The organism is Stenotrophomonas sp. HMSC10F07 (genome assembly GCF_001807895.1).
GTDB lineage: Bacteria > Pseudomonadota > Gammaproteobacteria > Xanthomonadales > Xanthomonadaceae > Stenotrophomonas > Stenotrophomonas sepilia.
In genome coordinates this window covers 1-21,127 of record NZ_KV791394.1, presented here as the reverse complement: position 1 = coordinate 21,127, position 21,127 = coordinate 1, and the positions used below count along the sequence as shown (strand labels likewise).

At 66.3% G+C, this 21,127-nt stretch carries 18 protein-coding genes; 7 read left to right on the top strand and 11 right to left on the bottom strand.

Annotated features, from left to right (window positions below; genetic code table 11):
• Nucleotides 1–38: 38 nt before the first annotated feature.
• From HMPREF3114_RS11550 to HMPREF3114_RS11520, 7 genes are all read right to left on the bottom strand, one after another.
• Nucleotides 39–788, bottom strand: coding sequence for a fimbrial biogenesis chaperone (locus HMPREF3114_RS11550; RefSeq protein ID WP_053500910.1), 750 nt, complete (start codon nt 786–788; stop codon nt 39–41).
• A gap of 58 nt (nt 789–846) precedes the next feature.
• A complete protein-coding gene (locus HMPREF3114_RS11545) occupies nt 847–1,401 on the bottom strand; it encodes a fimbrial protein (protein ID WP_070489831.1) in 555 nt (184 codons plus the stop codon).
• Between the two features lie 166 nt (nt 1,402–1,567).
• Entirely contained in the window at nt 1,568–2,248 is a 681-nt protein-coding gene (locus HMPREF3114_RS11540; protein ID WP_053500914.1) for an outer membrane protein, read from the bottom strand.
• Between the two features lie 56 nt (nt 2,249–2,304).
• Nucleotides 2,305–3,210 (bottom strand): hypothetical protein, encoded by a 906-nt coding sequence (locus HMPREF3114_RS11535; RefSeq protein WP_053500916.1) that lies wholly within the window; start codon nt 3,208–3,210, stop codon nt 2,305–2,307.
• A gap of 232 nt (nt 3,211–3,442) precedes the next feature.
• Nucleotides 3,443–4,348: a hypothetical protein gene (locus HMPREF3114_RS11530; protein WP_070489830.1), complete on the bottom strand. Its 906-nt coding sequence runs from the start codon at nt 4,346–4,348 to the stop codon at nt 3,443–3,445.
• A gap of 641 nt (nt 4,349–4,989) precedes the next feature.
• Nucleotides 4,990–5,307, bottom strand: a complete 318-nt coding sequence (locus tag HMPREF3114_RS11525) for a hypothetical protein (protein ID WP_141750812.1) — start codon at nt 5,305–5,307, stop codon at nt 4,990–4,992.
• Entirely contained in the window at nt 5,300–5,977 is a 678-nt protein-coding gene (locus tag HMPREF3114_RS11520; RefSeq protein WP_070489829.1) for a response regulator, read from the bottom strand. The genes HMPREF3114_RS11525 and HMPREF3114_RS11520 overlap by 8 nt, the downstream gene beginning before the upstream one ends.
• An 80-nt stretch (nt 5,978–6,057) precedes the next feature.
• Between HMPREF3114_RS11520 and HMPREF3114_RS11515 the strand changes: the two genes are divergently transcribed.
• On the top strand, nt 6,058–6,705 hold the full coding sequence (locus HMPREF3114_RS11515) for a response regulator (protein ID WP_070489828.1): 648 nt from the start codon (nt 6,058–6,060) through the stop codon (nt 6,703–6,705).
• Nucleotides 6,706–6,737: 32 nt separating this feature from the next.
• Here the strand turns inward: HMPREF3114_RS11515 and HMPREF3114_RS11510 are convergent, their stop codons facing one another.
• Nucleotides 6,738–10,115 carry a hybrid sensor histidine kinase/response regulator gene (locus tag HMPREF3114_RS11510; protein WP_070489827.1) on the bottom strand — a complete coding sequence of 1,126 codons (3,378 nt, stop codon included), beginning with the start codon at nt 10,113–10,115 and terminating at the stop codon, nt 6,738–6,740.
• Between the two features lie 32 nt (nt 10,116–10,147).
• Nucleotides 10,148–12,814, bottom strand: coding sequence for a sensor histidine kinase (locus tag HMPREF3114_RS11505; RefSeq protein WP_070489826.1), 2,667 nt, complete (start codon nt 12,812–12,814; stop codon nt 10,148–10,150).
• A gap of 221 nt (nt 12,815–13,035) precedes the next feature.
• Here HMPREF3114_RS11505 and HMPREF3114_RS11500 point away from each other — a divergent pair, with 221 nt between their 5' ends.
• Nucleotides 13,036–13,908 (top strand): hypothetical protein, encoded by an 873-nt coding sequence (locus HMPREF3114_RS11500; RefSeq protein WP_070489825.1) that lies wholly within the window; start codon nt 13,036–13,038, stop codon nt 13,906–13,908.
• A 42-nt stretch (nt 13,909–13,950) separates the two neighbouring features.
• On the opposite strand, the gene HMPREF3114_RS11495 is transcribed toward HMPREF3114_RS11500, so the two are convergent.
• The gene (locus HMPREF3114_RS11495; RefSeq protein ID WP_005416694.1) at nt 13,951–14,376 is read right to left on the bottom strand and encodes an organic hydroperoxide resistance protein; all 426 of its coding nucleotides are present in this window, start codon (nt 14,374–14,376) and stop codon (nt 13,951–13,953) included.
• 117 nt (nt 14,377–14,493) lie between these two features.
• Nucleotides 14,494–15,159 (bottom strand): TraX family protein, encoded by a 666-nt coding sequence (locus HMPREF3114_RS11490; RefSeq protein WP_070489824.1) that lies wholly within the window; start codon nt 15,157–15,159, stop codon nt 14,494–14,496.
• Between the two features lie 114 nt (nt 15,160–15,273).
• Here HMPREF3114_RS11490 and pip point away from each other — a divergent pair, with 114 nt between their 5' ends.
• From pip to HMPREF3114_RS11465, 5 genes are all read left to right on the top strand, one after another.
• Complete coding sequence (pip, locus tag HMPREF3114_RS11485; protein WP_053500232.1) at nt 15,274–16,221, top strand: prolyl aminopeptidase; 948 nt, start codon at nt 15,274–15,276, stop codon at nt 16,219–16,221.
• Nucleotides 16,222–16,539: 318 nt separating this feature from the next.
• Complete coding sequence (locus HMPREF3114_RS11480; protein WP_053500233.1) at nt 16,540–16,839, top strand: EF-hand domain-containing protein; 300 nt, start codon at nt 16,540–16,542, stop codon at nt 16,837–16,839.
• 293 nt (nt 16,840–17,132) lie between these two features.
• Nucleotides 17,133–17,432, top strand: coding sequence for a hypothetical protein (locus HMPREF3114_RS11475; RefSeq protein ID WP_005416698.1), 300 nt, complete (start codon nt 17,133–17,135; stop codon nt 17,430–17,432).
• Nucleotides 17,433–17,495: 63 nt separating this feature from the next.
• Nucleotides 17,496–20,255 carry a magnesium-translocating P-type ATPase gene (gene mgtA / locus HMPREF3114_RS11470; protein ID WP_070489823.1) on the top strand — a complete coding sequence of 920 codons (2,760 nt, stop codon included), beginning with the start codon at nt 17,496–17,498 and terminating at the stop codon, nt 20,253–20,255.
• A 31-nt stretch (nt 20,256–20,286) separates the two neighbouring features.
• Complete coding sequence (locus HMPREF3114_RS11465) at nt 20,287–21,024, top strand: MgtC/SapB family protein (RefSeq protein WP_005416700.1); 738 nt, start codon at nt 20,287–20,289, stop codon at nt 21,022–21,024.
• The last annotated feature ends 103 nt before the right edge of the window (nt 21,025–21,127 follow it).

The window sequence follows — 21,127 nt, the reverse complement described above, 5'->3', positions numbered from 1 at the left end:
CAGGCCCAGGTGGTGCAAGTCAGCGAGGGTATGGGGGATCAGTTCGTGGTCAGGGGCATCGTGCGTTCAACATCGCCGCCGTGGTCATTGATGTACTTGAAAGTGACCGTGCCCGATGAAGCCGACGCGGCACCTGGCAACGGGAACGACTGCTTGGAATAGGGGCGAAGCATGTCAACATTGGCGGCTTCGGTCTTGCGACCATTCACGGTTATCGAAGCCCTGACCGTGCTGACATGGAAGGGGCTGTTGTTGTCTGCCTGCAGTGCCCAACCGTGACCCTGAGGCACTACAGACCAGCGGAGGCTGTCGATGGCAGAGGCAGAGTCAAGCTTGCTGATCGACTGCGGGCGGTAGAACAGCTTGAGCCGATTGCGGAATATTACGTTTACAACCGCACTGGAGGCTGCTTCGCCTACCGGACTAGCGGGTATTTCAGCAAGGCTGAAGGTGAACACGCTCTCGCGGTCCGCCGGCAAGTCTCCACCAATCGCGCGCAGCCTGAACGCCTGGTGCTTTCCCTCATCCACGCGCGCAACCGGCGGCAGTACGACAAACGGAGCGTTGCTCTCCGAAGGCGGCGTTCGGGCGCCATATTCGCTCACCCAGGCCTGTACCAGCACCGGACCGCTGCCTGCGTTCTGCGTCCGAACGCTCAGCTCTTTGGTGCCTTCCGCGTAAATCACGCGATTGGATTCAACCACGACCTTGGCTTCGACCCCGACACTAGCCAGGAGTGTCGGCGCCGCAAGCGCGCAGCACATCAGTGTTCGATGGATGAAAGGCATGAAGACATCCTCAGCAATCAGGTGGTTGCCGGGGGCCTAGTGCCCCCGGCAGTACGGATCAGTAGTTATCGATGTCGAAGACCAGCCTGCCGCTGAAATCACCCTCGGTCAGATCAGCCCCGCCCGGTGCGTGATAGCGCGCGATCCAGTTGTACTTGAACTCGCCACCAGTATCCTTGTCACGCTGCAGGGCGGGGTCGTCGAGCTTGGTCAGGTCAATCGCTGCGTCGCCGTTGTCAGCGTCCAGAAACTTGACGATAGCGTTGGTCCGGGTCCCCGAACCGCCCGCGGTATCAGTGATCATGCCGTCCGCGTTGATGGCGCTGGCAGTCTTGTCTACAACCAGGCGTGCTTTGTCCTTGGCGCAGGTTGCGGTACCGGCGCCGGCCTTCAGCGTCATCGTGAACGGCGTGCTGCCCACGGTGGGATCGCCCTTGAATGCACCTGCATTGATCTGGCGCAGAGCGACGGTGTTGGAGCCCGTGCTGACGTCGACCGCACAGGTCGATGCAACGACCTTGCCGGTGAAGGTGATGGTGGCGTCAGCGGCGTGAGCCGAGGCAGCGGCGCCCAACGAGAGCGCGGCCGAAAGAGCAATTGCAAGCTTGTTCATGATGTTGAATATCCAGTGTTTGGTAGGTGTACTGCGTTCAAGCCGCGCTATGCCTGGGCTTGAGCGAAGGGCATTCCCTTCGAGAGGAAATGTTAGGGATGTCACCGATGCGCAGGCATAGGACAACGACGAGAAATGACGAGACGCACGGCGTCGGAGGATTGATTCAGAACGCGTACCGCAACCCCAGCGTCGCTTCGCGCGACACCAGATCCAGCTGCAGCTTCTCGTCCTGCAGGCCACGTGCGTTGGCGAACGTGTTCCAGCCACTTTCGGTGCGGCCCAGGTCCGCATAGCGGTATCCCAGATCGACCGTCATGTTGGTCCCGGCGGCAATCGAAACACCGGCCCCCATCGACCAGGCCAGGCCGGTACGCGTTGCCTTGCCGTACCGGCGGTCTGGCGTGCCCTGCCAGCCGCCTGACTGGATGTGCGACAGACCCGCACCGGCGGTGGCGTACAGCGACCATGCCTGGTTGATCGCAAGATCGCGGTAGACATTGAGCATCAGCCGCTGCGAACGCACGTCGTGATGGTTGCTGCTGGTGGTGAAGGCGCTGGAACCGCTGGTGTAGGTGTCCGTGCGCCGGGCGACGAACTCGCCTTCACTGCGCCAGCCATTGCCATAGGCGCGGCCAAACGCGAGCGAACCGGTCACGAAATTCTGCTTCTGGTCACCCGCTACGAAGCGGCCGATTCCGGGCCGGGCACTCGCGTCCATGTTGCGGGCCTGGTGGTGCGCATCAATGACCCGGACGGTCTCGTAGTTGTGTGGGTCGCCGGCCATTGCCAAGGCAGGAATGCACATGCCGATGGCGGCGCCAACGACCATGAAGGGATTGGGCATAGGGTTCTCCAGTACTCCGGTCAATGCGCAGTGCGCAACACGCACTGCGCCTCTACTCAGCGCGGCTGCTGCACCCAGGTGCCGAGACGTGCGTTGTAGCGGAAGGTCTTCGCCTTGCCATCGATGCCGTACCCGCCAACACGGTAGGCCCTGGAGTTGGACACATCGGTAAACTGGATGATGTCGCCGTGGATGCCACCCGTCGGCAGGCTCATGAGCATCGGCGTGATGACGTCTTCCGCTGGGCCGCTGATGACGATGTCAGTCCAGCGCTGCGCCGGCACCGGCAACTGCGGTTGGGTCGGCTGGAAATGCCTGCGCCCATGGCGCGCATGCCACTTTCCATCGGCGTTGAAGACGAAGCTGCACTCGCTGCTGCCCGGGCAGACCTGATCGTGGCCCTCGGCCAGCTGTGCGCCGGTGAGAGTCGTGCCCCAGGTGGCCCGGTTGCTGATGGAAAGGACGGCGCCACGTTCGGCGGTGTCCGGCAACGACAGCGTGCCCACGTGATAGCCGTCCCAGAGGTCCATCTGGGTGACGACGTGGTCGGTGCTCGGGATCTGGAAGTCCGGAACGTTCTGGCCAAGCAGCGTGCGCGCAGACAAGCCCCCGGTCACTTCCCAGCGCTTGCTGCCGCTGCTCCAGGCCAGCTCGATGTTGCTCAGCGGCTGCACCGGAACATAGGCCAGATGGGAGAACGCAGTGTCGGAAGCGAGCAGGCGGCTTCCCGCTGTGGCCAGCGAACTCAGCACAACGGTATCGCCGCTGCGCGGATTGCTTGGCAGCTTGATCTCCTGGGTCCAGTCGTCGTTCGACAGCTCGAAGTACACCTTCGTGTAGCCGGACGGAAGATCACCCGTGCCGCCGTTCTTGCTTGGGGTCAGGTAGGCCTCGGCAGCCGAAGCGGCCAGCGGGGTAATGCAGGCCAGCACGGCGCTGCACAGGAGCTTGCGTGAAATCATGATGTCTCGCGGTTGCAGTTGAGGGTTGCCGCACGCTGCCCTTGCCCGAAGCAGGTGATGCGGTACATGCAACGATGCCGACCGTAGACAGGTACATCTGTCTGACGAGTACGATTTTCACTCAGCCTTCACATCACACCAGATCCACCTTGCTGCGCGGACCGCACGCGCCGCCAGGCGCGCGGTCCGGCGATCTGGCAGTGCAGGGCTGGCGCCCTGCACTGCTGGTGATTCAGCGCTCCGGGCTACCCCAGCGGCCCTCGCTGGCGTTGTAGCGATAAGTCAACGGTGTCGACTTCACCGTGGTGCCATTGATGCGATACGCGCGCGAGTCCGACACGTCACGGATCTGCAGCACGTCGCCGTCGACCGCCTCAACCGGCAGCATCATCAACAACGGGGTGTTCACGTCTTCGGCAGGTCCCTGCAGGACGATGTCGGTCCAGCGCTGCGCCAGCTTGGGCAGCTGCTCGGTGGTCGGCTGGAAGTGGGCACGCCCGCGGCGCGGATGCCACCGGCCATCGCCCCCATCGAAAACAAAGGCGCAGGTCTGTGCGACGGCGCAGGTCTGAATGCCACCGGCCAGTTCCGGGCCACTGATGGTCACGTCGTTCTGGGTGTAGTTCACCAGGCCAAGCACCGCACGCGCCGGTGCATGCGGCGGCAGGCCGACGCTGGAAACGTTCCGGGTCACATGCAGATCCACGAAGGTCTGCGTGATGGCCGGTGCCTGTGCGTGAGCCCCCTTGTTGAGCACGATGCGCGTCGCATCCGCACCGTAGGGGGTAGTCATCCAGCGGCCCAGCGAGTTGGACTTCCAGAGATTGTAGCTGCTCAACGGCGACACCGGGATATAGACCAGATCGGCTACGCTGGTGCCCGCCGCATCGAGCATGCTGGCGCGGCGATCAGCCATCGAGGTCAGCACAACGTCATCGAGATCGCGCGGATTGGCCGGCAACGTCAGCATCGGCGCGAAGTCATTGTCGGCGATCTCGAAGAACAGCTTGGAATAGCCCGACGGCATGGCGCCGCTACCACCGTTGGACTTCGGGGTCAGATGGGCTTCGGCGGCACTGGCGGCGAACGGTGCCAGGCACAGCAGGGTGGCAGCACACAGGAGCTTGCGGGAAATCATGAGGTCTCGTGGTTTCAGTTGAGGGACGCCGCTCCGTGCCCAGCGGGCACGTACGGAGCGGCGACCACAACCATGCGCCGGGCAGCGCATTGCTGCTGCCTGACGAGTACGATTTTGACCACGCGCTCATGCTCGGCTCGCCGAAAGCGAAGCGAGACCTGCCAGGCCTCGCCTCCCCGTCCTTGATCGATCAGCAGGCCTGATAGACCCAGCGACGCCGAGTGGCTCCATCGCGGAAGGTCAGTGACTTTCCGCGGACGGGTGCCGGGATGAAGAGAGTGGTGTTGATCGGCCGAATGTGGGCGCAGCGATCACGGCTTGGATTGCTGATCTGATAGATATCGCCATCGATGCCGTGTACTGGCAACTACATGACGGCGTCATCCGTACTGGGCGCCCGTTGCGGGTTGTCGAACAGACCCCACCTCCTGACCAACCCACCAGTGCTGACCGTCCAACGATCAGAGTACGAGGATCAATCGTAGTTCCTCCGCCTGAGGAATGACGTCTGCGGGGCGTCGGCAACCGGCAGAGAGACAAGATCTTCGTACAGGGTCCCGACTATCCACACGCTCGCCAGCTACTTCGCTGCCGATGTGAGGTGGACGCGATCGAGGTCGCCCTCGATCCAGTTCGAATCGTCAGCGGGTGGAGTTGCGGGCTTGCGGTTGCGGCGCGTCTTCGAGGCAGCCGCATGGCTCGATCACCACGTCCGGCCAGGTGCTGCGCAGCTGCCTGCGCTGCGCCGGCGATGCATAGATGTAGACATTCAACAGATCCAGGAACCGCTTCTGGCCATGCGGCGACAATCTGGAAAAGCTGGACATCAATGCGGCGATGCGTACATCGAGCAGGCGCGACACGGCGGCTCCGTCGGCAGGTGGGTTTGGCCCTTCCACCCTAGCCGCCTGATCGGCCGTTTCCATCGGACAACGCCTGATTTCCGCATGCTCAGTCATCGTCGTTCCTGCGCGGCCCACGTGCCAGACGCGCCCCCTGTGATGCCGACACCATGCCTTCGTTGAGCGCGTATTCGAAGATTTCCGCGCTGCGCTGCAGGCCCAGCTTGCGCATCGCCGAATGCTTCTGCGTGCTGATGGTCTGCCGGCTGCGCTGCAGCTGCTGGGCGATCTCCTTCTGGGTCTTGCCCTCGGCGATCAGGCGCACTACTTCGGCCTCACGGCGCGTCAGCACCGCCTGTTCAATGGTCGCGCTGCCCAACTGGCGCTCGATCTCCGGCGACAGATAGGGCCGTCCCTCTTTCGCCGCACGAATGGCCTCGGCCAGCTCTGGAATAGGGTCAGCCTTGGACACGATGCACGACACCCCTGCCCTGCGGATGCTGGCCAACACCTGTGCGCCACCCACGCTGGTCAGTACCACCAGCGGCACGGCCGAGAAGCGGCGGCGCAGGAAGCCGACCAGCGCCACGCCATCGCCATACTGGCCACCGGGCATCGAGTAGTCGGTCACGGCGACATCCACGGGAAACCTGCCCAGCGCTTCGACCAATGCCGTAGAATCCTCGACGCCTGCCACGACGTCGATGTCCGGCACTTCGCCCAGCGCCTCCCGCACACCGGCCAGGATGACGGGATGGTCATCGGCGATGACAATGCGGATGCTCATGCTGCATGCTCCTTGAAGCGGTTCGTATGTTTTCCTGCTGTACGGCCAGCCATTTCCCGAACGACCGGACCTCCCATTCCATGATCCAGCTCGCCATCCGCGTTGCACTTGCCGACGACCATCCGGTCATCCGCCTTGGCGTGAAGTCGGCGCTGGACGAGGCGCCTGCGATCCACTGCATTGGCGCGGCGACCCATTCCACCGGCCTGGTGGCCCTGCTGGAACGCGAGCCCTGCGACGTGCTGGTGACCGACTATGCGATGCCGGGCGGCATCCACGGCGATGGTTTGGAGCTGCTGGCGTACCTGCGCACGCACTTCCCGCAGTTGCGCGTTGTGGTGATGACCGGCCTGGAACAGCCCAGCCTGCTCAACCGCCTGGATGCGCTGGGCGTGCCCGGCATCCTCAGCAAGGGCGACGACCTGCACCACGTGCAGGCAGCGGTGATGGCGGTGTACGCGCATCGCCGTTATCTCTCGCCCAGCGTGGCCGAGCTGCTGCAGCGCAAGGAAGTGCGCCGCGTGACCGCGCTGTCCGAGCGCGAGCAGGAAGTGGTGGCGCTGTTCATTTCGGGGCTGAGCGTGGCCGAGATCGCCGAGCGCTTGGGCCGCAAGAAGCAGACGGTCAGCACCCAGAAGATCAACGCCATGCGCAAGCTGGGCGTGGAGCGCGATGCGGAACTGCTGAAGTTCGCCTCGGACCTGGGCCTGGATGCGCCGGCAGGCTGAGCACGCCGCCGCGCGGCGGCATGGGCGGCCGCTCATGGCTGCGCCTCCAGAGCCTGGCGGTACTCCTCCAGCCGGACGTGCAGCGCCTGCTGCAGTTCATCCAACGTGGCGTCGGCCACCGGCACGCCGTCACGCAATGCCGCTTCCACCGCCCCGCACTGCTCGGCCAACAGTGTTTCGCCCAGCATCTGCAGTGCCCCCTTGAACGCGTGCACGCGCTCCAGCAGGCGCTGCGGGTCGTTCGCTGCGCGCGCCTCGGCAATGGCCTGCAGATCCTTGTCGCCGGTCTCGACGAAGATGCGCCGGATCGCGGCGGAGACCCTGCGGCCACCGGCGGCAATGCCCGATGCCACCGGGCGCGGCGTGCGCGCATGCACCTTGCTCAACCCGGCTTCCAGCCGGTCCAGGTTCAATGGCTTCAGCAGCAGGTCGTCGATGCCGGCCGCCAGGCAGCGCTCGCGCTCACTGGCCAGCGCGGTGGCGGTGATCGCCAGGATCGGCAGCGAGTGGCCCCGGCTGCGCAGCTCGCGCGCCAGCGCGTAGCCATCCATCACCGGCATGTTGATGTCGGTCAGCACCGCCAGGTAGGTATCGTCCTGCCACATCGCCAGTGCTGCGCGGCCGTCCTCGGCCGCATCGACGGCAAACCCCAGCTCTTCCAGCTGCTGCTGGATCAGCTCGCGATTCACCGCATTGTCTTCCACCAGCAGCACCCGCCCGCGCGCGTCCACCGCCGTGGCACGCGTCGGTTGCGGTGCCGGCATGATGGGTTCGTCGGCGCCGATCGCCAGCAGCAGGGCGTCGCTGGCGTAGCAGGTCACCTCGGTATAGTCACCACGCTGCTCGGGATTCAACGGGCCTTGTGCATGCGCAAGCACGGCATGGTGATGGGCGCTGGCCAGCTGCCGTTCTTCCTCGCGATCCCACGGGCGGTGATCGCCGATGATCAGCAGCACGTCGCCGCCGGTCCCGGCCTGCGGATGATCGAGTACGGTGACTGCCGCACCCCACTGCACCAACAGTCGCTCGAACTCGCTGCGCCATTCCGGAGACGATGACAGCAGGGTACTACGACGCCCACGCAGTGGCTGCGGCAGCGGCGCCGTGGCAGCCTGCGTGCGCACCGGCAACTGCAGGGTGAAGCTGCTGCCTACGCCTACCGTGCTCTGCACCGACACCTGGCCGCCCATCGCCTGTGCCAGCTGCTGGCACAGGGCCAGGCCCAGGCCGCTGCCGCCGTAGCGGCGCGAAACGCTGGCATCGGCCTGCTGGAAGGGCTGGAACAGCTGCCGGGCCTGTTCGTCGGTCATGCCGATGCCCGAATCCACCACCTGCACCCGCAGCTGCGGGGCGGCGCCGTCGATCAGCAGCTCCGCACGCAGCAGGATGCGGCCGGAGGCGGTGAACTTCACCGCGTTGCTGACCAGGTTGTTGAGGATCTGGCGCAACCGGTGCACATCGCCGATGCAGTCCTGGCCCGCCGGCGCCTCCACCGCGAAGTACAGGCGCACGCCCTTGCGCAGTGCGTCGGGCGCGTACAGCAGCGCCACGCTCTCGATCAGCGGCCGCAGCGGGAACGGCGCCAGCTCGACATCCAGCTGCCCGGCTTCGATCTTGGAGAAATCCAGCACGTCGCTGATGATCCGCATCAGCGCATCGGCCGAGAAACGGATGCGGTCCAGCCGCTCGCGCTGGCCCGGCTGCAGCGGCGACCGGCCGAGCAGCTCCAGGTGGCCCAGCACGCCATTGAGCGGCGTGCGGATCTCGTGGCTCATGGTGGCCACGAAGGCTGACTTGGCACGGGTGGCGGCTTCCGCCGACTGCCGCGCCGCTTCGGAGTCTTCGCGTGCGCGACGCAGGTTCTCTTCCAGCTCCACCTGCGCAGTGACATCGCGCAGCGCACACACCCACACCGCCTGATCGTGATACCTGGCCAGCGCCAGGCTGATCTGAAGCTGGGTTGCATTGCCTCCATCGGCCGCCCAGTGCAGGTCCAGTGCCTCGTCGCCCTGCACGCCGCGCCCGGCCTCGGCCAGGCGCGCGTACAGCGGCGCCACCTCGCCCTCCGCCGTACTGTCATGCTGGATGACCTGCACGAGTTGCCGTGCGGTGTCGTTCTCCAGCAGCGGACGACCATTGTCGCGCGCGAGCAGCGCCAAGCCGATCGGCGCGGTGCTGATGATGGCGCGGCTGAGCGCCTCGCTTTCGTAGACCCGCGACGCATCGGCCAGCGCCGGCGCGAACACGCGCCGGTCAATACGGCGCAACAGCCACCACAGCAGGGCGATGATCAGCAGCGCGCTGATCCAGCGGATCAACAGGTAGTTGCCCTGCGCCTGCCAGATATCGGACCAGTCGTAGACATGGCTGAGCGTCCAGTCCACGCCGGGCAGCGCGCAGGCCAGGATGAAGCGGCCGTTCGCATAGTGGCGCACCGGCCGGGTGCCCAGGCCGCTGGCCACGGCGGCCAATGCCAGCGCCTGCTCGTCGCCGGTCAGCCCGCCACTGCTGAGCACGACGCGATGGTCGCCGGTGGCCACCAGGTAGCGGCCCTCTTCACGCGCCTCCAGGCGTGCCCTGATGGTATCGGTGGATTCGAACACGACACGCCGGAAGTACGGCGTGGTGCCTTCGGCCATGGTCACCGTGCCGACCAGCGAGGCCTGGCCGTTGAAGGGGTTCACCGCGAAGTGCGAGCGCAGCCGCCCCTCGCGCGATGCCGAGCGGATCGGGCCGGGCCGCGGCGCCAGCCGCCGCACGTCGGGCTCGTCGCGCAGCAGCCGCGCAAACGCCTGCTGGCGCGTGGCCACGCCGAGGGTCTGCAGCAGCTGCGCCTCATCGCGCAGATTGGATACGGCCAGCAACCGCCCTTGCGGCTCGTAGGCATAGACCGTCACCGAGCCCGGCGCCTCCTGCGAGGTGATCGAATCGGCGGTATAGGCCGAATAGACCTCGATCATGCCCAGATAGGCACTGAGCTCGTGCGCTGGCAGCGGGTTGTCCTGCAGCCCGAGCACCAGCCACGGCACGGCCGTGCGGCCCTCGGCACGCACCAGGAGTTCCTCGCCCTGCGCATGGAAGCGTTCTGCAAGCGCGGCGCCGGCGTGCTGCAGGACCGGGCGCTGGTCGCGCCAGAGCACGTCGTTGCCGTTGACCACCGTGGCATACGCGCGGTCACGCTGGAACAGGAAGTAGTCCATCGCGGCCCGGGCTTCCATGAACGACTGGCGTTCACGGCCATGGAACTCTTCCACGTCGGCGATGGAGCTGACGATAGCCGCCAACAACACCAGCACGGTGATCAGGACGCCGCCGCCGATGAGGAGACGCTTGCGCAGGCGGCGCAGGTCGTCCAGGCGCGCTGCGGCAGCCGAGCTTCCTGCGGTGGGCGCGGTTCCGGAACCTGCCATGACATTGATCCTGACGTGGGTGCCCATGCAATTTATCCGATTGCGACATTGGCTGGCGGTTCTGGCTCGCTTTGAACCAGAGCCTGATACAGCGATTCGCTGGCATAGCAGGACACCACCTGCCCCTCCCCTTGCCACTGCGGACGCAGCGGACCTTCGCGGCAGACCCGCACCCACGCACGGCCAGAGCGCAACACCCCCTCCCATTCACCCGGGCCAGGCTCGAACATCACCACCGTCGCCTCCTCGGGAAGTTCCAGCCATGGGGCCTGTGCCAGCACTTGCGGTGTGACCACCTGTGCGCCGAAGCCGCGCAGCCGCCGCTCAAGTTCGGTGCGCCACGGCCCGGCAGCGGCCAACAGGCCCACCACCCGGCCTGCCAGTGGTACGGCCGCGACCTGCGTGACCGAGGTCGCCAGCGGGGTTTCGAACGCGAAACGGCTGCCGACCCCAGGCGTGCTTTCCACCCAGATCCGGCCGCCCATGCGTTCACAGAGCTGCTGGCACAACGCCAGGCCCAGCCCGGAGCCGCCAAACCGCGACAGGATGGTGGTGTCTGCCTGCACGAAGGGCTGGAACAGGCGGTCGCACTCTGCCTGGCTCAGGCCGATGCCGGAATCGGTTGCCTCAAAACGCAGCCAGGCCTGGGCGGCCTCGCGACGGCATGACACACCCAGCTGCACGCGACCGGACGCGGTGAACTTCAGCGCATTGCTGGCCAGGTTGCGCAGCACCCGCTCGATCGCCGCCATCGGCGCCACGGCACCTTCCGGCACGTCGGCGCCCACCACGCAATCGAGCTGCAGGCCCTTGGCATTGGCCATCGGGGCATACAGCAGCGCCACCCGCTCGAGCATCGCCGCCGGTGAGAACCGCTCGGGCGTCAATGTCCACTGGCCGGACTCGATGCGCGACAGGTCCAGCACGTCGGTGATGATGTCCATGAGCGAATCGGTCGACTGGCGCAGGCGCAGTATCCGTTCCATCGACTCTTGCGGCAGCGGCCCGCGCGCCAGCAGTTCCAGATGGCCGATGATGCCGTGCAGCGGCGTGCGGATCTCGTGGCTCATCGCTGCCACGAAATTCGACTTGGCGCGGCTGCGTGATTCGGCGGCGGCGGTCAGTTCCTGCTCGGCCAGCAGGGCGCGCATGTCGTCGCTGATGTCTTCCACCATCAGCAGCACGCCTCCCGGCCACGCGTGCCCGCCGCAGTGGACGTGGGTACGGTGGAACAGTCGCTGCTGCGGATCGCTGGCCAGCGGCAGCTCGCCGCCGAGGATGACCGGGCCATCTGCCAGATCAGCCTGTTCGACCGCGGCGCGCAGCTGTGGAATCAAGCGGCCACCGCTGGCGCGGTCCATCCGCTGCAGGGGACTGTTGAGGTCCTGTACCTCACCACTGCGGGCATCCAGCAGCGCGACCCCGACTGGAACATAGTCCAGCAGCAGGCGCAGGCGCTGGTCGCGTGCGTAGATCGCCTTGACCTGGCGCAGCGCCGGCATGTACATGCGCTTGTGCAGCCACAGCAGGAAGATCCACAGCACGGCCAGCGCGGCGATCAGCGAGGCGCCGCCCGACAGCAGCATCGGCGCGATACCGCGCAGGATGTCGCGCCAGCGGTAGGTTTCCACCAGCGTCCAGGGCGTGCCATTCACCGCCAGCGCCAGGGTGAAGCGCCCGTTGTGGAAGCGTGCGCGGGTGGCATTGCCGAGCAGGACCCAGTCGGCGTCGGCGCCGCTGACATCACGTGCATCCTCGTGGCTGGAGAGCACGCGCAGGCCGTCACGGTCCAGCAACATCAGGTGGCCCTGGCTGTTGCGGCGAAGCAGCGCCTGCAAGCGCGCCAGCGGTTCGTACGCAACGAAGGTGGCAATGGGTGCATCTCCGGCGCTGGCCTGGAACACTGACACCAGCGAGGCTTGGCCGGTGATCGGATGGCGGCCGAAGGTGCGCTGCGGTGCGTCGCTGCGTGCCAGGCTCTCCAGCAGCGGCACCTGGTCATGCAGCGAGGCGGGGGCCAGCAGCTGCGCAGGAGCCCGCAGGTGCTCGAAGATCTCGTCGCGCGAGCGCGTGCCCAGTGCGTCGGCCAGGCTGCGCTCGGTCAGCCCCTTGTCCAGTGACAGATACTGTCCACTGGGATCAAAGAAATAGGACGCTCCCACCGGCTCGCCTTCATCGGAGGTTCGGGTCAGGCGCTGGATCAACGAGACGGCGGCACTCAGCTGCAGGTAGCGCTTCAGCTCCTGCGGCTGCCACTGCAGTGTCTGCAGGCCGAGCGCCATCTGCGGACGGCTGCTGTCGTCAGCCACCACCACCAACCGCTGCCCACCCTGCAGATAGGCCAGGTACATGGCATCGGAACTGGACTGGCCCAGCCGTACATCGTGGCCCCAGGCGTACTCGGCCATGTTGGCCAGGCGGGCATAGCTGGCGTCCTGTCGCGCCAGCTGGATCTGCAACGCGTTGTGGGCACGGCGGAAATCGGCAATGCGCCGGGCCTCGTAGGCGTTCACCTGCACCACGATGAGCGTGACCAGCACGCTGATCGACAACAGGCTGAGTACCGCCCCGCAGGCCAGCATCAGCCGCCGCGGGTAGCGCCGCAGTGCCTGCAGCTCGCCACCTTCGGCCGGCCCCGCCCCGGCACGGGCGTGCAGGCGATACAGGGACGCTGCAATGGCTGGACGGGACGATGGCATGGCAACAGGCGACGCGGCGCGCTCGCAGAACTTGAAAGGAGAGCCAGCATGCGGCGGCGGCGGCCGCGTCGATGTAGGACGATGTCCAATTTCGGGGTTTGGGGTGTCGCATTCCCCCCCCACCATTCACGCCAACCCACAATTCGTACTTGTCCGGTTCCTGTCCATTGCGCCCGCCGCAACCCTGTCATCTCGAAACGGCAGGGCACGGAGAGACGGCAATGTGGGCACGACGCATGGGCGAACGCTGGTGGCTGCTGCGGCTGCTCAGCCGGCATGCACTCGATCAGGCCAGCCTGCGCCTGGGCGGCTTCGCCGCGCGCCTGCTGTCACCGTCGCAGCAACGGCGCGTCGCCTGCCAGATCTCTGCCGTGCTGGGATCCTGCCTGCAGACCCGTCGCTACCAGCGCACCTGTAGCGCCCTGCAACAGGTCGGCCTGCCCGCCGGCACGGCGAGCAGACTGGGCAGCATCATGCTGGCACATGCGTGGTTGCGGCGCATGCGCCTGCGCCACCTGCGCTCACTCCCCTTCCCCGCCGTGAAACGGCATGCGCGCCTGATCACCTGGAAAGACCCCCAGGCGCTCTGGGCAGCAGGAGCCGGCAGGCGCCGGGTGGTCTGCGTGCTACCCACCGGTGATGTCGAACTGGCCATCGCCGCCGTGCTGGACCGGCCGGGTGCGCCGGCACACTACTTCATCCGCTGCCCGCACGCTCCAGGGTCGGCCGAGCATCGAATCCTGTCGGCACTGCAGGGCCAGGGCCATCGCCTGGACATCGGATCGTCATCCATGCCCGCCCAGGGCTGGCGGCAGCTGCAACGTGGCGCCACGATCATCGCGCTGCTGGATCCGCTGCTGATGGTACGTTCCGCGCTGCCGGGCCATCGTCACCCCGCACCGTTGCGGCTTGCGCGACTGGCGCGGGTGCCGGTGCTGCTTGCCGGGCATCGCAACGATGACGACGGCGCCGGCACCCTGCACGTGCTGGGTGAGTTCCGGCTGGATGGGAGCGCTGCACAGTCGGACGCGCTGTACAGCACGGTGCAGGCATTTCTCGCGGCATCACCACTGGACTGGATGGCGCCGGGATAAACCCGAAGGCCGCAGCGGGCGCGTCCCGCTGCGGCGGTTGGGTCAGGCTACGATGAGCGCGACGTTGATGTTGTTGCGGGTGGCATGCGAGTACGGGCATACCACGTGGGCCTTGCTGACCAGATCACGTGCCTGCTCGCTGTCGACGCCCGGCAACGAGATGGTCAGCGCGACGTCGATGGCGAAGCCGGTGCTGACCGGGCCGATGCCAACGCGACCGGTAACCGAAGCATTGTCGGGGATGCTCACACCCTCGTGGCCAGCGACATGGCGCAGCGCGCCGAGGAAACACGCCGAGTAACCTGCGGCGAACAACTGCTCCGGGTTGGTGCCCGTCCCGCCAGTCCCACCCAGTTCTGCCGGCGTGGACAGCGCGATATCGAGCATCCTGTCCGATGAGGTGGCGTGGCCCTCGCGCCCACCGACGGCGGTGGCCTGGGCGGTGTACAGGATCTGTTCAATGCTCATGGAGTGCTCCTTTGCGTGGTTGCGCGACCGCAGACGCGGCCGGAAACCGCATCGTGGAAGCAGGATCGAGCACGTTCCATCGGACAGGGACGATAGCCGCCACCCTGCAGCGACGAATCAGGCGCGCAGCAGCACGTACGCAGCAAGCACCGCCAGGTGCCCGACGTAGTAGAGATAGAACGCCCACCGCCAGCGCGGCAGTGGCCATGTCACCCGCGCGGCCAGCAGCACCACCGGTACGGCCAGCAATGCCCAGCCGTTGTGGTTCGCCCAGCACACCGCTGCGAGCCCGACCAGCAGCAGCCACCACGCGCGATGCCTGAACGCGATCCATCCCAGCAGCACGCAGCCGACACCCGCCCACTGGTAATCCACAAACATCGGCAGCACGCCGGCAGCCAGCAACAGCAGAACGGGCCGATGGTTCGCCAGCGCATGAACGGCCACCGCAGCCAGGGCAAAGGTCAGCAGGATGTTGAGCGGCAGCCAGGAACCAAACGCGAATGCGTGCAATGGCTGCGCGATCAGCCCCCACAACGCGAGCCGGCGTATCGATTTGCGCAGGTCGGCCCCGGGCTGGGCCAGGTTGCAGGCCATCACCAGCGCGAACAGCGGGAAGGCAATGCGCCCCAGTTCGCTGACCACCGGTACGTAGCCGCCAAAGACCACCTTGGCCACGTGATCACCGGTCATGGCCAGCAGTGCGATCCACTTCAGCAGCTCGCGCGTGCCGCTGCAGAGGGTGAAGTTGAAGGTTGACGTCCCGGTCGTGGTCGCTTGCATCGCGGAAGCTTATGCGCATCGGCCAGCCCATTTCCAGCGCCGAGCAGGAGCCCGTCGCTGCAGCCCGCAGGTGTCGGCGCTATGCTGGCCGCCCCAGCTTGTGAGACACCTGCCATGCGCACCCTGTACCCCGCCATCGAACCCTACCGCGAGTTCACCCTGCCGGTGAGCGATCTGCATACGCTGCATGTCGAAGAGTGTGGCACACCGGACGGCATTGCGGTGGTGTACCTGCACGGCGGCCCAGGCGCGGGCATTTCACCCACCCATCGCCGTTTCTTCGATCCGGCACGCTACCGCATTGTGTTGATCGACCAGCGTGGCAGCGGCCGTTCCACCCCGTTCGGCGAGCTGCGCGACAACACCACGCAGGACCTGGTGGCCGACATCGAGAAGGTACGTGAGCACCTGGGCATCGAGCGTTGGCTGGTTTATGGCGGCTCCTGGGGGTCGACCCTGTCACTGGCCTACGCACAGGCGCATCCCGAGCGCGCCACCGGCCTGATCGTGCGCGGCGTATTCCTCGGCCGCGAAATGGAAAACCGCTGGTTCGCCGAGGCCAACGGCGGTGCGCGCTGGATCTTCCCGGAGCGCTGGGACCGCTATGAGGCCTACATTCCGGAAGCCGAGCGCGGCGACATGATCGCAGCCTACTGGAGCCGCATGGACAGCCCGGATGTGGCGATCCGGATCGAAGCCGCGCAGGCCTGGCTGGGCTGGGAGGACAACGCGGCCACCCTGCAGCACGACGTGGATGCGCAATCCACCGACGACCCGCTGGACACATTGGCAAAGGCCCGCATTGAAGCGCATTACTTCCGCAACAGCATCTTCCTGGAGCCGGACCAGCTGCTGCGCGATATCGATCGCATCCGCCACCTGCCCTGCGTGATCGTGCAGGGGCGCTACGACATCATCTGCCCGCCGCGCAGTGCGTGGGATCTGGCCAAGGCCTGGCCGGAAGCCCGGCTGGAGATGGTGACCTCCGGCCACAGCGCGAACGAGCCGGCCACGGTGGATGCGCTGGTGCGGGCCACGGACGCCTTTGCCGACCGCTTCTGAAGGGAGGGTAGTGCCGGCCGCTGGCCGGCATTCCACCGTAGGAAGGTAAAGTCGACTGTCAGTCGACTGCTCTTGGCAGGAAGCTGAAAGCCCCGCGCCGCGCGCGATCGTCGACTGGCAGTCGACTCTACCGAGCCGTCTCCGTCGAGCCACCTCGCCCAGGCGTCTCCGCGCAGTCGTAGCTGCGTGGCCCGGTGAATGGCAACCCACCGGCAACGGTCCACGGGCCCCATTCTTCGCAGCCCACTTACAGCCTCCCGCAGAAGATCCGGCCGTGACCACCGCACCGGTAGTCCGCCTTCTCTTCAGGAGCACGCCATGATCGCTTGTCGCTACCTTCCCATTGCACTCTCGCTTTGTGCGGCCCTGCTGCTGGGTGCCTGTTCCAGGACCCAGGAGGCGAGCAAGGCCACCGCCGCCGAGGACGTCACCGAAGTGAAGTTGATACCGCCGTACGAGTCGCTGGACAGGGACAAGGACGGCATCGTCACCCTGGCGGAAGTCGATGCAATAGCACCGGACTGGGCCGAACGGCTGCATGCCTGCGATACCGACCGTGACAAGACGTTGACCCGTGGCGAGTACGACGTGTGCAAGCAGACCAGCGCTTCGCATTGATCCATCACTGAACCCTCGATTGGCGCTGTGCATGCCCGGCTATACCAAGGTATAGCCGGGCTAACCCACGAGTCTCTAGGCCTGTCCCATTCAGGGGCGGACAATAGCACCACTGGCCAGGGCAACCCTGGCTGGCACCTTTCCCTCATGGAGACGCAGATGGACCCCGACCCTGCCGGGTGCGCCGCACCCCGGATCACCGCTTGTTGCCTGTTCCTGGCGCCTGCCCGCCGGTCCCTGCCTGCCTGAGTGACGGGGGACCGCCAGGCGCCGCCTGCCTGGAGATCGCCCCCATGTCCTACAAGATCCTCTACATCACCCTGCGCCGCCTGATCGGCGAGCGCGATGTTGCCGCCCTGCGCAGCCAGCTGCTGCAATACGGCCCGGTCATGTTTGCCCGTTCGCTGTCGCTCGGTTCGCCGCGCGTGGTGGCCGACGCCTTGTCGCTGCTGCCGATCAGCGAGCGCATCACTGTGCTGCGTCATCTGCCCTATCCCCTGCGCGATGCGATGAAGCCACTGTGCATCGGTGGCAGCCAGCGGCTGCACATGCAGCCATGGTCTCCGGCAGTGCTTGCGATGCGCCACGCCTGATCTGTCTCACCCATTCCGTTCGTGTTCCGGCTGCGGCCGGCTCTGACATTCGAGGAGCGTCCCATGAGCCTGCTCAACGCCTGGTTCAACGCCTTCCTGCGCAGCCGTCGCGCAGGCAACCTGTTCCGCCGCCGCGCAATGCCCGAAGCCGGGTTTGGTCCGGGCAGCGCCGAAGCGGCGCCGTTCGCGCTCACCACCGGCCTGGTCACGCTCGCCCAGCAGGACGAAGCCGAGCTGCTGGCCACGCTGGACTCGCATGCCGATGGCCTCAGTCCGCATGAGGCCGAGCAGCGACTGGCCACGCTCGGCCCCAATGAGGTGGATCACGAAAAGCCGCTGCCGTGGTGGCGCCACCTGTGGCAGTGCTACCGCAATCCGTTCAACCTGCTGCTGACCGTGCTGGCGGCGGTGTCCTGGCTGACCGAGGACATCAAGGCGACGATCGTCATCGGTGCGATGGTGCTGCTGTCCACGCTGATCCGCTTCGTGCAGGAGGGTCGTTCGAACCGAGCGGCCGAGCGGCTGAAGGCACTGGTCGGCAACACTGCGCGCGTGCTGCGCCGCAATCCCGGCACCGAGGCTGCGGATGTGGCAGACCAGTACTTCGGCGCGCGCCTGCACAGCCGTCGCCCGGCACGCCTGCTGGACCTGCCGATCCGTGAACTGGTGCCCGGCGACCACATCGTGCTGTCGGCAGGCGACATGATTCCGGCCGATTGCCGCGTGCTGAATGCCAAGGACCTGTTCGTGGCGCAGGCGGCGATGACCGGCGAGTCGCTGCCGGTGGAGAAATTCGCGCACCCGGGCGATGGCCTGGCCGGCCTGCTGGAACAGCACAACCTGCTGTTCATGGGTACCAACGTGGTGTCCGGTACGGCCACCGCCATTGTGCTGGCCACCGGTAACCGCACCTACTTCGGCACCCTGGCCCAGCGCAGCACCGCCACCGACCGTGCGCCCACCGCATTCCAGGCCGGCGTCAACAGTGTCAGCTGGCTGCTGATCCGCTTCGCGCTGGTGATGGTGCCGTTCGTGCTGCTGATCAACGGCTGGACCAAGGGCGACTGGACCGAGGCGTTCCTGTTCGCGCTGTCGGTGGCGGTGGGCCTGACGCCGGAAATGCTGCCGATGATCGTCACTTCCACCCTGGCCAAGGGCGCGGTGCTGCTGTCGCGGCGCAAGGTGATCGTCAAGCGCCTGGACGCCATCCAGAACTTCGGCGCGATGGAAGTGCTGTGCACCGACAAGACCGGCACGCTCACCCAGGACAGGATCGCGCTGGAGCGCCACACCGATGTGTTCGGCCACGATTCGGAAGACGTACTGAAGTTCGCTTACCTCAACAGCCACTTCCAGACCGGGCTGATCAACCTGCTGGACCGTGCGGTACTGGAGCACGTGGAGCTGCAGAGTTCGCTGCGGCTGTCGCAGGACTACCACAAGGTGGATGAGATCCCGTTCGACTTCGAGCGCCGCCGCATGTCGGTGGTGGTGTCCGAGCGCGAGGACCACCACGAGCTGATCTGCAAGGGGGCGGTAGAAGAGATGCTGGCAGTCTGCAGCACCGTGCGTGAAAACGGCCAGGACATGCCGCTGGACGAGCGTCGCCTGGCGCGGGTGCGGCAGACCACCGAGGAACTGAACGAACAGGGCCTGCGCGTGGTGGCGGTAGCGATGAAGGAGACCGCGGCCAGCCGGACCACCTATTCGCAGGCCGACGAATGTAGCCTGACCCTGATCGGCTACGTGGCGTTCCTCGACCCGCCGAAGGAATCGGCCGCGCAGGCGCTGCAGGCGCTGGCCGCGCATGGCGTGGAGGTCAAGGTCTTCACCGGCGACAACGAACTGGTAACCGCGCGTGTCTGCGCGCAGGTGGGGCTGGACGCCGACACCATCCTGACCGGGCCGCAGATCGAGCGCATGGACGACGGCGCGCTGTCGCGGGCGCTGCACCACCATCGCGTGTTCGCCCGGCTGACGCCGCTGCACAAGGAGCGCCTGGTGCGCGAGCTGCGTGCTCAGGGCAAGGTGGTCGGCTTCCTCGGCGACGGCATCAACGATGCACCGGCGCTGCGCGCAGCCGATATCGGCATCAGCGTGGACAGCGCGGTGGACATCGCCAAGGAGGCGGCCGACATCATCCTGCTGGAAAAGAACCTGATGGTGCTGGAGGAAGGTGTCATCCAGGGCCGGCGCACGTTCAACAACATGCTGAAGTACATCCGCATGACCGCCAGCTCCAACTTCGGCAATGTGTTCTCGGTGCTGGTGGCCTCGGCCTTCCTGCCGTTCCTGCCGATGCTGCCGCTGCAGCTGCTGGTGCAGAACCTGCTGTACGACATCTCGCAGATCGCCATTCCGTTCGACAACGTGGATGAGGAATTGGTGCGCAAGCCGCTGAAGTGGAACCCGGCGGACATCGGCCGCTTCATGGTGTTCTTCGGGCCGATCAGCTCGATCTTCGACCTGAGCTGCTTCGCGCTGATGTGGTACGTGTTCGATGCACGCACGCCGGCCGACCAGGGCCTGTTCCAGTCCGGCTGGTTCGTGGTCGGCCTGCTGACCCAGACCCTGATCGTGCACATGATCCGCACGCCGAAGGTGCCGTTCCTGCAGAGCATCGCCGCGCCGCCACTGCTGCTGATGACCGGCCTGATCATGGCCATTGGCGTGGCCCTGCCGATGAGCCCGCTGGCCGGCTACTTCAAGCTGCAGGCGCTGCCGGCCGGCTACTGGCCGTTCCTGGTGGCGATCCTGTTCGGCTACGCGGTGCTGACCACTGCGCTGAAGCGGTTCTACATCCGTCGTTACGGCTGGCAGTAAGCGCCCGCCGCTTTGTCCAGGGAGAAACACAATGGACATCAATCCGAACCTGCCGGCGTTCAACGCCGGCGCAACGCTCAGCTCGCTGATCAGCCTGTCAGTGGCGTTCGTGCTGGGCACGGTTATCGGCCTGGAACGCCAGCTGCGGCAACGCACCGCGGGCCTGCGTACCAACACGCTGGTGGCGGTGGGAGCGGCGGTGTTCGTCGATCTGGCAGTGCGCTTCCATGACCTGTACGGCGGTCCACCGTCACCGCTGCATGTGGTGGCCTATGTGATCTCCGGCGTCGGCTTCCTTGGTGCCGGCGCGATCATGAAGGACGGCGCGCAGGTGTCCGGCCTGAACACCGCCGCCACCCTGTGGGGATCGGCGGCGGTGGGAGCATGTGCCGGTATCAAGCTGCTGCCCGAAGCAGTGCTCGCCGCGGTGTTCGTGCTGGCCGCCAATACTTTGCTTCGGCCCGTGGTGAACCGCATCCAGCGGCAGCCGCTGCCGGAAGCGTTCAGCGAGGCAACCTATGCGATCAACGTGGTCTGCCAGCGCGAGCAGCAGGCCGAGGTACTGGACCAGCTGTTGCTGCTGCTTGAGCAGGCGCAGTACCCGGTGCGCGCGGTGGACCAGCGCCCGTTCGGCGAGCGCGACGTGGAAATCGAAGCGGTGCTGTATGCCACCACGGTGGATGCCGGCGAACTGGATGCGGTACTGGCGACGCTGGCGACCACGCCCGGCGTGCTGCAGGGGTTCTGGAACGCCAGCCTGGAGGAGTAGTGCCGGCCGCTGGCCGGCAACCCCGTGCACCGCTTTGGTGGGTGCCGACCTTGGTCGGCAGAGAACCTTCAGAGACCGTGTCCATCCCTGCGGTAGTGCCGGC